The 13,284-nt window shown below is 62.4% G+C and carries 7 protein-coding genes and 1 pseudogene; 3 read left to right on the top strand and 5 right to left on the bottom strand.

Annotated features, from left to right (window positions below; translation table 11 throughout):
• Positions 1-548: helicase-related protein (locus ABEL04_RS03275; RefSeq protein ID WP_375800953.1), on the top strand; the 548-nt coding region annotated here is incomplete at its 5' end.
• 231 nt (positions 549-779) lie between these two features.
• On the opposite strand, the gene ABEL04_RS03270 is transcribed toward ABEL04_RS03275, so the two are convergent.
• Positions 780-2,087 (bottom strand): sensor histidine kinase, encoded by a 1,308-nt coding sequence (locus tag ABEL04_RS03270; RefSeq protein WP_375800952.1) that lies wholly within the window; start codon positions 2,085-2,087, stop codon positions 780-782.
• A 1,321-nt stretch (positions 2,088-3,408) separates the two neighbouring features.
• Between ABEL04_RS03270 and ltrA the strand changes: the two genes are divergently transcribed.
• Together ltrA and ABEL04_RS03260 are read left to right on the top strand one after the other, a co-directional pair.
• Positions 3,409-4,665, top strand: coding sequence for a group II intron reverse transcriptase/maturase (ltrA, locus tag ABEL04_RS03265; protein ID WP_375800951.1), 1,257 nt, complete (start codon positions 3,409-3,411; stop codon positions 4,663-4,665).
• Positions 4,666-4,947: 282 nt separating this feature from the next.
• Positions 4,948-5,502 (top strand): hypothetical protein, encoded by a 555-nt coding sequence (locus ABEL04_RS03260; protein ID WP_375800950.1) that lies wholly within the window; start codon positions 4,948-4,950, stop codon positions 5,500-5,502.
• Between the two features lie 336 nt (positions 5,503-5,838).
• Here the strand turns inward: ABEL04_RS03260 and ABEL04_RS03255 are convergent, their stop codons facing one another.
• The 4 genes and pseudogenes from ABEL04_RS03255 to ABEL04_RS03240 form a co-directional block, all read right to left on the bottom strand.
• Positions 5,839-7,599, bottom strand: coding sequence for an exo-alpha-sialidase (locus ABEL04_RS03255; RefSeq protein WP_375800949.1), 1,761 nt, complete (start codon positions 7,597-7,599; stop codon positions 5,839-5,841).
• Between the two features lie 165 nt (positions 7,600-7,764).
• Positions 7,765-9,534 carry a fibronectin type III domain-containing protein gene (locus tag ABEL04_RS03250; RefSeq protein ID WP_375800948.1) on the bottom strand — a complete coding sequence of 590 codons (1,770 nt, stop codon included), beginning with the start codon at positions 9,532-9,534 and terminating at the stop codon, positions 7,765-7,767.
• A 110-nt stretch (positions 9,535-9,644) separates the two neighbouring features.
• Positions 9,645-12,479: a TonB-dependent receptor gene (locus tag ABEL04_RS03245; protein ID WP_375800947.1), complete on the bottom strand. Its 2,835-nt coding sequence runs from the start codon at positions 12,477-12,479 to the stop codon at positions 9,645-9,647.
• Positions 12,480-13,035: 556 nt separating this feature from the next.
• Positions 13,036-13,284: pseudogene (locus ABEL04_RS03240) on the bottom strand (hypothetical protein); the annotation flags it as partial.

Genomic DNA, 13,284 nt, shown 5'->3' with positions numbered 1-13,284 from the left:
GCCTCGCCCACGGCCAGTTGCCGTCCGACCAGACGGAACAGACGATGCAGCGCTTCAAGGACGGCGAGATCGACCTCCTCGTGGCCACCACCGTCATCGAGGTGGGCGTGGACGTGCCCAACGCGACGGTCATGATGATTGAGCACGCCGAGCGGTTCGGCCTCAGCCAGCTGCACCAGCTGCGCGGCCGGGTGGGCCGGAGCGAGCAGCAGAGCTACTGCATCCTCATGGCTAGCTACAAGAAAAGCGCGGAGGCCAAGGAGCGTCTGCAGGCGATGGTGCGCACGAACGACGGCTTCGAAATCAGCGAGACGGACCTCCAGCTTCGCGGCGCGGGCGACTTCTTCGGCACGCGCCAGAGCGGCATGCCCGACCTCAAGATCGCCGACATCACGGAGGACACCGCAATTCTCGAAGATGCCCGTGATGCGGCCTTTGCGCTCGTGGAGCGGGATCCGCACCTGCGGGCCGACGAGCACGAGCGGCTCCGTCGCCGCTACGAGACCTCCTACGCCGAGGACGGGCTCGGCTTCGCACGAGTGGGGTAGTCCGGCGCAAAAGTCCAGGGGGTGGGCGGCAGTTAGGCTGGATTCGACGTGCCCCCTCCGAGTTTTCTGCGTTCCTCTTCGTCCCCCTCACCCGAAAGGCAGGCGGCCGCTCCCTCCCCCGTGCCCCTTAGCAATTTTCAGGGTCGGGGAGAGGAAACGCCCGTGCAGCCCATTCCGCGGGACAGCTCCCCCACGGGAGCCCGATCCCCACAGACAACGCAAAAGGTCTGCTCAGGAGTCTTCCATGCTGGATGCGTCTTGCTTCCGCGGAAGCCGAACTGTAAAGCAGGTGCCCTCCCCTTTCTCGGTGCTAATCTCAATGGAGCCCCCGAGCGAGTCGACGAGCTCCTTCGTGATGGGAAGTCCCAGGCCCGTCCCCTCGTACTCCCGATCCAGGCCTTCGGACTCCTGCCGGAACGGCTCGAACACCTTCGGAATCGCCGCCTCTTCAATCCCGATGCCCGTGTCTTCGATCTCCAGGACGCCCTCTTCGTTCTCCTCGTAGACGCGCACCTCTACGGCCCCACCCTCCGGCGTAAACTTGATCGCGTTTTCCAGAAGGTTCTCGGTGATCCGAACAGTCGCCGAATCGTCGGCCTCGGCCCACGCGGGGTCCTCCGGCAGGTTCGCCCGGAGGGCAACCTGATGCTCCTCCGCTTCTGGTTCGAGGCGACGAGCCGTCTCCCGTGCCGTCTCAGCCAGATCGACGGGTTCGGACTCAAGTTCGAAGGTCCCCGCTTCCAGTTGAGACAGCCGAAGCACCGAGCGAAGGGTCTGAAGGAGGCGCTGGCCGCTCCGGTAAATACTCTCCGCAAAGTGCTGCATCTGTCCCTCAAGGTTATTCTTCAGGACCTCCGCGAAGCCATTGATCGCGGTCAGCGGCGTGCGGAGCTCGTGGCTCATGTTCGCGAGCATCGCGGTCTTGAGTCGATTGGCTTCCTGCGCCTTTTCCTTCGCCTCCCGAATCTCCTCGCGGATCTCGATCTGGGCCTGAATGACAATGCCACCGACGATGCCCACCGTAGCCATCGACACAAGCAAGATGGGAAGGCTTATCTGCGGCTCGGGGCCAAGCAGAGCGCCCCCACCGGTAAACGCAACCCCAAACCCCAAAAACCGAAATGCGGGCGTCCCGGTCTCTACGCCCAGGCCAACGACGACTGCTAGCACCGCAAACACGAGAAGAAGCCCCAGTGCGTAGTTGCCGGCAAAGCCGTTTGCCACGGTGACTGTCGCAAACCAGGCCATGAGGACATAAATCACCCCCCGCATCCACTCGACGTAGCGGCGGCACACCGCTTCGACCACGTACGAGCCCACGAAGAGAACGATGAAGAGGAGGGCCACCCCGCACCGTGCCCACACCGGATCGACCGCACTCGGATTCGAGACCGCGTACAACGGTCCGAACAAGAGAACGAAAAAGGCCCCGAGCAGGCTCAGTAATCGGTGGGTCGCAATTTTCGACCGGACCTCCCTGGAGAGGCCCATGCCCGAAGGCCGGAAAACGGAGAGTGTGCCCAAAAGTGCGGTACTCATGACGACCAGTTCTACTCGTGGTGGGATTCTCACTCATGACGACCAGTTCTACTCGTGGTGGGATTCTCACTCATGACGACCAGTTCTACTCGTGGTGGGATTCTACGCCGACTTCTGCGATCAAGGGGGGCGAAATGCCAGTGTCTCGAACCGCCACTTGCTACACCTGAAGAGTGGAGTTTGTCCACCCACCGAGACCTAATACCGTTTGCGAAGGTTCGCTGTATACCGTTCTCTTGGTGTTTACCAGTCTCCCTCGGCTGGAATTGAAATTCAACTGCGAACGTGGGGTCGCATCCGCCATGCGGCCTTGCGCGATCGGAATGGGCCAAACTGTATAATGATTGCTCGCATCCGGTATCATCTATCCGGATGGGTTTCGGAAACACGTCCCACGCCTGAATCTTGCCATCCGTGCAGCGGCATGCGACCATTTGGTGGTCCGAGTAACCGGGGAGTCGGTCCACTAATGCCGAATGCGAGCTTTCGATGTACACTTGCGATCCCACCCGTCCACGGAGAGACGACCGGCCCGGGCGTCTCTACAGCCAGGTTTGAGTTCTATTCCGCCGGATTTGCTGATCTCGACGACCATCGGAAACCTGCACAGTGATCCTGAAACGATAGTATAAGGCGGCGAGTGCCGCGTCAACCGTGATTCTTCGACACGCGTCTGACACGAATCAGACCTGTTCGAGAGATCCGACAGCGGCAAAATTGGCCTCCCTCGCCGATGTAGGGACGACCCGCCGGTCGTCCCTAGTGTGCCCAGCATGGATTGTATCTTGCAAATTGCAACGTATTTGCCAGAGCTGATGAGAGCAACTGTAGCCAAACCGCAAGGCCGCTGCCGCGAGGCAGAGGCTGAAGGAAGCGGAAGGCAACCCCTCGACTGTAGGAACACGAACGGGCAGCGAGGCCCTACGCACGCGGCAAGCCAGCTAGGAATGGCAAAGCCCAATCCTCATCAAGGTGCGCCAGGTAGAGCCCGGCAGCACGAGGGAACAGATGCAGTCCTTACCTGGGGAGATCTCGGCGACGCAAGCCGCCGAGAAGTCAGCAGAGGTCATAGTACCCCGAAGTGGAGGAAGCTCCGAAGAGGATACTCCGAATCGGGGGAAGGACCGAAGAGTCTCAACAAAAGCTAGAGGAGGAACTCGGCCGGAAAGCACAGAATGGAATCCGGAGCGGCAAGTGCCGACATCTTCGACGCTGAGGGGTGCAGCCCCAGGGGCAGAGAAGGGGTGATTTCTGCGAGGGTCCCCATTGTGAGGGGCTCTGCGCGCGTGATCCGGTCGGCGAACCTCCCGACAGAACGCTTATGTACGAGAATTTGATGGAAACGGTTGTCGATGCGGACAATGCCGGGAAGGCCCTCAAGGCCGTGGAGGCCAACAAGGGAGCGCCGGGGATTGACCGGATGCGAACGACCGAATTGCGAGCCCACCTCCGGAAGCACTGGCCGACGATTCGGTCAAAGCTTCTGGAGGGGACCTACGTACCGAGCCCCGTCCGGAGAGTAGAGATCCCGAAGCCGAGCGGCGGGAAGCGCCCTCTTGGGATACCGACGGTGCTCGACCGGTTTGTGCAGCAGCTGCTCTTGCAAGCGCTCACGCCGATCTTCGATCCGACCTTCAGCGACTCCAGTTATGGGTTTCGTCCAGGCCGGAGCGCGAAGGAAGCAGTGGAGGCGGCCCGTGGCTTTGCCGAAGAGGGCAAAGACTGGGTCGTCGATCTCGACATCGCCTCGTTTTTCGACGAGGTTAACCACGACGTGCTGATGAACCGAATCGGCCAGATGATTCGGGACAAGCGCGTCCTTGGCTTGATCGGAAAGTACCTGCGGAGCGGAGAAATGAGCGGGGGCGTAGTAACTGCCCGGGAGAAGGGAACGCCGCAAGGCGGGCCGCTCTCGCCGCTTTTGGCAAACGTCTACCTCGACCCGCTGGACAAAGAACTGGAAGAGCGCGGACACAAGTTTGCCCGGTACGCCGACGACGTGAACATCTACGTCGGAAGCGAGCGGGCAGCAGAACGCGTCTACCAGTCGATCAAACGGTGGATCGAGAAGCACTTGCGCCTTCGCCTCAACGAGGAGAAAAGCGACAGGGGTCGGACCTGGGAACAGTCGTTTCTGGGATTCAGGATCACGGAAGACCGCGAGATCGAGGTGACCCCGGATCGGCTCTCCAGGTTGAAGGCGACAGTTCGCAAGATGTGGGACGGGAGGCAGAACGGACAGAGCAGCGACCTGCGGGACCGGTGGCTTCGATACATCCGCGGATGGTGGGCCTATTTCCGGACGGCAACCGATCGGGAGAGTATCTTCCGGCTGGAAGGCTGGATCCGGCGTCACATCCGTAAATGTTTCTGGCAGCGGTGGCACGACGGGCGCGGGCGTCTTACGAGGCTCCGACGCCTGGGAGTCACGGGCCGGAGACTAAGGGTTGTCTCAACAAGCCGGGGGGCGTGGCGAATGGCCCGCCATCCGGTCATGCACGAGGCGCTTTCGAACAAGTGCCTGCGCCGCTATGGGTTCTTGCTGCCATCAGATTTTGTGGCCCTGGAGGGCCAGTGACTCAACCGCCGGATACGGAAAACCGTACGTCCGGTGGTGTGGGAGGGAGCACGGGCGCAATCCCGTGTTCCCGACCCGATCACATTTTTAAGTTCAAAATCGAGCAGGGGCAAGCGGATTCGAAGGGAAAAGATGCATAACGAAGAGTCGCAGATCGTATGAGTTGTGCCTCATCACCAGGAGTGGGAGACGTTCAATCGGGAAATGGGCATCCCCGCGACTTCACGTGTACGAAGACAAACGGCAACGCCCATTTCCTCCCTCCGACCGATGCTGCACGACGTGAGCCATCTCCTTCTCGTCTTGTTGAGCAGTACGCTCCTGCTGGGTGGCTGCGACACTGCCGGTCCACCGGACCCGCCGCCGCTGTCCGAACAGATTTTCGGGACGGAGTACTACGACGCCGGTCTCGATCTGCTGCAAACGTCCGACGGGGGGCTCGTCGTCGGCGGCATTGGCCACGGCGTCCTCGCCCCGACCGACGGCACCATTCCCACCCCGAATCTGACGCGCCTCGATGCGAACGGCCGCGTGCTGTGGTCGCGTCTCTACGATGGCTCCCGTGTCAGCGACGACCTGCAGGGCGGCGAATTGCTGGCCGTTCACCCCTACGGGTCGGGATACGCCGGGCTCATCCGGACAAGCATTTTGACGAACGACACGGATAAACTCCGCCTCGTGACCGTCGGCCCAAACGGCCGGGTCGTAAACAGCCTGTACGAGCGTCCGGGCATCACGGCCCGCAGCAGTCAGGCGCTCCGCCGCACGCAGGACGGCGGCTTCATCCTCGCCGGGGCGACGCCCTATTGCAAGATCAAGAGGTTATCTGTGCATTGAAAGGGCTCGTCATTCTGAGGGATTCCGACAGCCGTCGGAAGACCGAAGAATCTCTTCGAATCCAGCGTTTCCGCTACATTTGGAGAGATCTTTCGACTCTGGCAATCTTGGCAATCCTAGATTGCTCGGATTGCCTGCTTCGCTCCGCTCAAGATGACTTCAATGCAAAAGAGATTGCTTGAAGCTGCACTATGCAGACGATGGGCCGCGCCGCGCCTTCCTCGTTCGCCTCAACGCCGAGGGGCAGGTGTTGTAGGAGCGGGTTTTCGACGTATTCGTTCGATTTGTGTCTCCGGAGGTTTACCGAACCGCTCGGTAACTGCGAGTGCATTCGATTTACTGCTCGCCCACCGGCACCTCGCCGTACCAATTCATGCCCGATCCCCCGTTCGACCCGGCGTCGTACACGTAGCCGTAGGCGCGCCCTTGTCGAACCGGCTGCCCTCGGACCCACTGGGCGTTGACGCTGTCGACTTCGAGGGTGGCGGGTGTCCAGGTGCCGGGTTCGTCGCTGCGGATGTGGTAGAGGTGGCCCGTGCCGTTCTCAATGAACAGGACGTGGACCGACGAGGCGATGGCGACGGCGTCGGCCCCCACCTGGTCGGAGTCGGCGGCGCTCTGCACGACGCGGCGCTCGGTGACCTGCACCGGGGCGCTCAACTGTCCGTTTGAATCCGCTCGGCGGGCCCACAGGGTGCCGTCCGCTCGGCGGTAAAGGATGGCGGTCGTGTTCGTCTCGGGAAGGTGCACGAGCGGGAGAACGGAGCCGGCGTCCGTCTCGGTGGTCCCCAGATTGGAGGAGATTTGCCGGGGGGGCGTGAGACTGCCGTCCGGCCGGATGCGGCGGTACCACGCCGTGCCGTCGCGGCGCGTGTACGCCAGGTGCACCGTATCGTCCGTCCCGCGCACCGACTGCGGCCCCGAGAGCGGATCGTCCGTCTGGCTGGGAATGGTGGTTTCCGCTCCCCACGTGCCCTCGGGGCTTCGGATCTTGTAGTAGAGGTGTTGCGGCCCACCGTAGATCCCAACGAGGCTTCCGTCCGATCGGGCGGTGATCGACGTGACCTGCACGGGCGGCTCGCCGGGCGTCGCCACCGTGTCGTCCCGCACGGCCCAGGTGTCCGGGTCGGTAGAATGATCGCTCGTGTGGAACGAGTGGTGCAGGACTCCGTCGCCGATCTGGTGCAGCATGTGGATCGTCCCTTCGTGCATCGCCGACGCAAAGCCTTCCAGGTCGCCCGTTGCGGGGCGGTGGGCACCGTCCACTTCCCGCCACGTCTGCCCGCCGTCCTCCGATTTTACCGTCATCAGCTTGTTGTAGGACTCCGCCGGCTCCATCAGGAAGTACAGGCTGCCGTCGGAGGCCTCCCAGGGGCCGAGGCGGCTCGGGGTTTCGGGATAGGTGCCGCCCAGCAGCCGGGGGGGAACGGTGGTCGTTACGGTCGGGAATGTGTCAGCGGCCAGCGGACGGCCCTTTACGTCCACCATTCGAAACTCGAACCGATCGCCCGCCTCGTTCGTCACGGCCCCGTCCGCGTAACGGCGGATGACCAGCGGCCACTCCCACTCACTCTGCACGCCGTGATCCGGGAGGGCGGGGGCCTGGCCGGTGAGGCGCAGGCCGGCGCCGCCCGCATACGCCGCCGTCGATCCGTCGAGCAGATCGGCGGCATCTGCGAGGTCCTCGTAGGCGGCGGTGGAGACCACGCTCACCCGTGCGGTTACCTCCGACGGGGCGTACGGAAAGTCTGCGGCCGGGACCGGGCGCCACGGGCCGCCGTTGCGCCGGTACTGCAGCCGAAAGCGCTCGACGAACGGGGCATCCAGGGGCGTCTCCACCTCAAATCGAAGCCGAAACGGAGCCTCGACCGGCAGACTCACGGACTCGTTGAGCGGCCCGGCCCATCCCGCGTTGGCATTCAGCCCAGCGTCAACGTTCGAGCGCACGCGAAAAGCGGTCTGGCGGGCGGGCGACACGTCCTCCATCTTGGGGGAGTCATCGGCCCCGGTGCCGCAGCCGGTACCCGCAAGAAGGAAGAGGACCCCCAGCAGGATCAGGGAGGGAAAAAACGGAAGGGGACGAATCGAATGGGTCATTGTACGTCGTGTGAGTGTAAAGGGGAAAAGGCAATCAGTAGAGCACTCGCAGTGTCCAAAACAACCACGACTCCCCCGGCGAGCGTCGTGTGTCGCCGAGGGAGCCGGTGAGCAGAGGCGGTGAAGAGCCGTCTGCCGATTCCAGGAAGTGAGGGCCTCCGGGCACTATGGCCGCGTGTACTTCAGCGTATTCTCGTGGGTCCGCTCCTCCGCATTCGCGGGCGGTCGCTCGATCATCTCGTTCGGCGCGTCGCCCTCGCGCTGGACGAGGTCGAACGCGTCGTACGGCTGTCCGGTGGCCGTGTACGACCGGTACTTCATCGTGTCCTGCTGGACGCGCACCACCTGATAGAGCTGCGTATTTTCGCCCCCGCGTTCCATCGTGATGCCCTCGAAGTCCTCCCAGCGGTCGGGCTTGATGTCGTACATCTTCGCGCCGCTCACGGAGTTGACGTAGACGGTGCCGCCCTTGGGCGACCGCGCGTTCACCCCCTGCTCCAGGTTCGTGAGGCGCCCGCGGGCGTAGGTGTGGTCGTGGCCTTGCATCACGAGGTCCACGTTGTACTCGTCGAAGATCGGCGTCCACATCTTGCGGAGCGTTTCGTTGTTGCGACCCTCGCCGGAGGAGAACATCGGATGGTGAAAGGTCGCCACGGTCCACCGGACGTCCTCGTCCTGCTCCGCGTCCCGGAGCGTCGATTCCAGCCACTCGGTCTGCCGTGCGAGGCGCGAGGAGTCGCGGACGTTGGAGTTGAGGCCGATGATGCGCATGCCCTGGTAGTCGAGGTAGTAGACGGTTTCCTTCATGCCCTTCGGCCCGTTCTGCGGAAGGGCGAACTGCGGGTGCCAGTGGATCGACAGCTTCTCCGGGCTTTCCTTCTCCACCTCCATCAAGAAGTGGCCGGTGAACGTATTTTCGGCGATCGACACGTCCTTCAGCGGCAATTCGGGGCCGTCGTCGGCGATCATCGTGGCGCTGTAGCCCGGCGAGCGCTGCTCGATGCGGAGCGTGCCGGTGTAATCGCCGTCGTCAACGTTGTAACTCCACGTTCCGGCAGGATAGCTCTCGTCGGACGGGGAGACGTTCTGCGCAGTGGCCGTGAGGGACTCCGAGCCCCCATCCGGTTCCGTAAGGGTGCCCGTCATCGTGGCTCCGGAGAGCTCGGCCTCGACCTGAAAGGTATCCTGTTCTTGCCACGAGCGGTAGCCCTCGTACTCGTGGTTGCCCGGCACCGGCACGTTGGGCACCATGCTCTGGATCCATCCGCCGCCCTCGTTCCAGTGGCCCCACTCCACGTTCCGGTGGGCGTTGTTCACGAGGTCGCCCGCGTGGATCATGAAGTCGACGTTCGGGGCGTCGGAGTACGCCTGTCGGATGACCCGGGACCAGTGGGAGCGCACGTTGTTCTGCGCGTCGCCGAGGTAGACGAAGGAGAACGGCTCGGGCTGCCGGGCGGCGGTGCGGGCGTGGAACCACTCGCTCCAGTGTTCACCGTCGCCCACGCGGTAGGCGTAGAGCGTGTCGGCCATCAGGCCGTCGAAGGTGACGGAGTGGTACTCGGCGTTCACGTGCTCGCCGGTCACCTTGTGCGTGTGGAGGTCCTGCGTCTCCGCGTTCACGGTTTTGGCCTTCGTGTAGAACGAGGGCGCGCCGAGGGCCGGAGCAATCTGCGCCTTGGCGTCCGTCACCGTGCTGTCGGTGCGCCACGTGACGCTGAGGGATGAGGCCGGGTCCTCGGCGTAGCTCAGCACGATGCGATCCGGATAGGGACTCGGGGTCGCGGAGGGCAGCTCCGCGGTCTTTGCCGTCGAGGCGGGGGACGGTTGCGCCGTGTCCGACGAGCCGGGCGACGGCGTCGAGCACGACGAGAGCCCCAGGCTGAGGGGGAGCAAGAGGGAGAAGAACACGAGAAGGTGAGCGTCGAATCGAGTCATTGAGAAAAAAGCGTCGTGGGAGAGAGCAACGGGAAATACACACGCAACCCCTTCCCCCCGCGAGGAGGAAAGGGGCACGTGAGAAGAACCACGAGACGAGATCGTGGGGGCTAGAAGTTCGTGGAGACGCTGATCGAGAAGGTGCGCCCGTAGATGACGTGCCGGTCGTACCGGCTCGGATCGCCCTGATACCGGGCCTCGGCTTCGTTCGTAATATTTCGCACCTTGCCCATGATCGTCAGGTCCGTTTTCGCGAACTGCAGAGGCACGTCGTAACTGAGACTCGCGTCGATCGTGCTGTAGGGGGCATCGTACCGGTCGTTGCCGGGCGCCTCCAGTTCAGCGAGCGCAGCACTCTGGTAACTCCAGGCCACTCGGGCCTGAACTCCCCACTTCTGAAAGTACGGGGCCAGATTGGTCACGAGGTCCGATTGGCCGAAGAAGGGAAGGTCGCCCTCTCGCCCGGGCACCTTCACTTCCGAATTGACGACTGCGATATTACTCGAAAGCCCAACCCCGTCGAGCGGAGAGGGCAGGAAGGTAAACAGCGCGTTCAGGGTTGCCTCGGCTCCGAGAAGCCGTCCCGCATCGACGTTTACAGTTTGCTCAACCGTGGCCTCGTCATACGTAACGCCTTCGTACGTAAAGTTGGTGTATTCCTGCTCGTCCTGGTAGATCGGATTGTCAATGTGTTTGTAGAATCCGCCGACGGAGATCAGTCCGCCCATGGGCAGGTAGTACTCGACGAAAGCGTCGAGACTCGTGGCCCGGTACGGCACCAGGTCGGGATTTCCACGGGTGATGCTGATTTGCGTCGTCCCGTCGGTGGACACTTCCTCGAAGGCGGCGAGCAAATCGTAATCCGGGCGTCCAATCGTGTTGCTCCAGGCCGCTCGGAAGATGAGATCCTCCGTCGCATTGTACCGCAGGTGCAACGACGGCAAGACGTTGGTATAGCTGTTGACGAACGTTTCCTCCGATATGTCGTCCTCGGTGATGTTGTCGTCCGCCTGCAGCTCGTTGCGAATCACCTCCGTTTCGGTACGCTCCACTCGCACGCCGCCGAGCGCGTTGAGGGGGCCGAGGGTGACGCTTGCCATGCCGTATCCGGCATAGATGCCCTCCTGGCTGTCGGAGTCTTCAATGACCTGCTCAATCGTGGTTTCCTCTACATCCAGCGAGAAGAGCTGATCGTCGGTGACGTTTTCATCGACGTAGTTGCTGAAGGCCTCGACGTTTCCGTGCACGAACGTCGGGCTGTTCGGCTGAGCCGTATTGGTCGCCGGGACAAAGAAGGTTTCGAGCGTGGGGGCGGCCGGGGTTGGCAGGTACTGGGACTCCGCCCGATCGACAATCTTATTCCGAAGCTGAAATTTGCCGCCCATCTTCAGGTAGCCGGTAACGTCCCCCATCCGTAGGTTCCGGCGGAGGTCGGTCGAGGCGATGTACGTGTCCTCTGTGTTCGTTTGATCTTGGACGTCGACCGAGCGGATGGGGTAGTTGGCCGGGTTTTGAACGAACGACGGATTGTCCGGGTTGATTTTAAAGAAGTACGGCCCGGTGTCGTAGGTTGCCGAAAGCATGTTCTGGTCCGCCTCGTCGGTTTCGAAGGTGGCGTCCGGACCGGAGTAGTGGAAATAGCCACGCGTGTAGGTTCCGTCGACGTTCCAGATGACGTCTCCGAATTGCTGCTCGCCCCCCAGGTTGAAGGAGTAAAGCGTTTCGTCGTCGTCGGAATAACTCAAGTCGAGTTCTGCCGAACCGGCAGGGTAGCGCCCCGTATTCGCCGACTGATTGGTGACGTCGCCTTCGAATCCGAACTCGTACTCTGAGTTCTTGCGAATCTCCTCGGTGTGGGTGACGAGGCTCCGGAGATACAAGGATGTGCTCTCGGTCGGCCGGTAATCGAGGTTGAGATTTCCCCCGTACCGTTTTCGTTCGTTGTCTTCGATCTGCGCCTCCAGCTCTTCGGGGATGAAGCGGCTGTTGACTTGATTCCAGCCGTCCGGGTCCAATATTGACGCTCCGAAGTCGCGTCGAGAGGCGCTGGCCGACAGGACGATTCCCAGTTGGTCCGCTGCTCCAAGCTTTGTGCCCCCTGTCACGCTGGCCCGGAAGGGAAGCTTCGAATCTCCGTAGCTCACCACCTGCTGGCGCATGAGGCCGTTGACCGTGCCGAACAGAAAGGAGTTCTTCCGATCGAAGGCCGTCAAGGTGTTGATGTTGACTGTGCCGCCGACGGCGTTGGCATCCATGTCCGGCGTGACGGCTTTGATGACCTCGGCGCTTGAGATCATGCTCGACGGCAGAAGGTCGAGCGCCGTCGCGCGCGACTCCGTCGTCGAGGCCATGGTTTGGCCGTTGAGGGTGACGTTGTTGAGCTCGGGCGCCGTCCCCCGAATGCGCACAAAGCGGCCTTCTCCCCGGTCCGTTTCAATGCTGATTCCGGGCAGGCGCTGCACGGCTTCGGCCACGTTCTGGTCGGGGAGCTTTCCGATGGCGTCTGCACTCAGAACGTCCATCATCGCCATGGACTGCCGTTTTTGGTTAATGGCCCGAAGTTGCCCTTTCCGCAATCCGGTCACGACGACCTCGCCGCCTTTGAGGACCTGGCTCTGGAGCTCGAAGTTGAGGGTCGTGGGAGCGTCGGCCTCAATCCCGATCGTCCGGCTCGTGTCTTGGTAGCTCACGAACGACACCGTCAGCGTCTGGGGGCCGGTGGGCACGTTTTGCAGCTGGTAGCGCCCGTTTTGGCCGGTGGACGTGCCGATGCTCGTGCCGTTGACCACGACGTTTGCGCCGGGCAGCGGCGTTCCGTTCGCCGCGTCGACGACGCGTCCCTGCACGACGCCCGTCGACTGGGCGTATCCGCGAAGGGGGGTGATGAGTGTGAATGCAAGGAAGGCGAAAAGGAAATAGAGTAAGCGGTAGTGGGGCGTTTTCATGTGCACTCGGGGCTTGCTAGAGAAAGTGTGCGGGGGTGTCCGAGAGGCGGTTGATGCTGACCGTTTGCCTCCCGCACAGCCGGGGGACGTTTTCGCCCGACTGCAACACCCACTTGATAGCAAGCCCAGATTAGCCCACTGGAAAGGCGGTGTTGTGATACGGTAATGATACTCTTCCGACAGTATCCCCCCTGCCTTCCACGGCCCACCATCGGACCGAAGGATACGTGAGTTGAGGGGTGCTACCCCACCTCCGGCACTGCCGCCAGGCTGTCTGCGGTCTCTTTTTCCGGCAGCGCGAAGTCCTCAATCACCCCGGCGTCGAGGAGAACCTTCGTCTGCTTGTCGTCGGGCATAGTGAGAGCGTAGAAGGACGGTGAGGCGGGATGGATGCGCTTCCAAGATCTACCATGTCGTCAGAGGGTCAAGGCCTCTGCCGGGAAGATTACGACTTCGGCTCGTAGAATGTCTTCTCCGCGAGCAGGATGCGCCGTGTGAACGACGAGTTCCGGCTCAGCAAGGCCGAGAAGAGGGGGACCCATCCACGATACTGCGGTCAGCGTCTGCCACGATCTTCGATTACTCGTGCCAGTTTCTCCGGGTTGAGCACAGCGTAGGCGTTTTGAATCCGGTCGTCGCGCACGTGGAAGGCCCACACGCTCTGCGGTTCCCCGTCGACCGTCGCGAGAAATCCAGGCCGCCCGTTCACGAGTACGAACTCGACCGCAAAGTCGTCCGGCACTTGCTCCGCAATGCCCAGCAGGAAGCGGGTGATGTGCTCACGGCCCTCGACCGGGCGCCGGGC

The organism is Salinibacter sp., from assembly GCF_042218895.1.
Taxonomy (GTDB): Bacteria; Bacteroidota; Rhodothermia; order Rhodothermales; family Salinibacteraceae; genus Salinibacter.
Note: the sequence above shows the minus strand (reverse complement) of the source record. Positions and strands in the feature narration are given on the sequence as shown.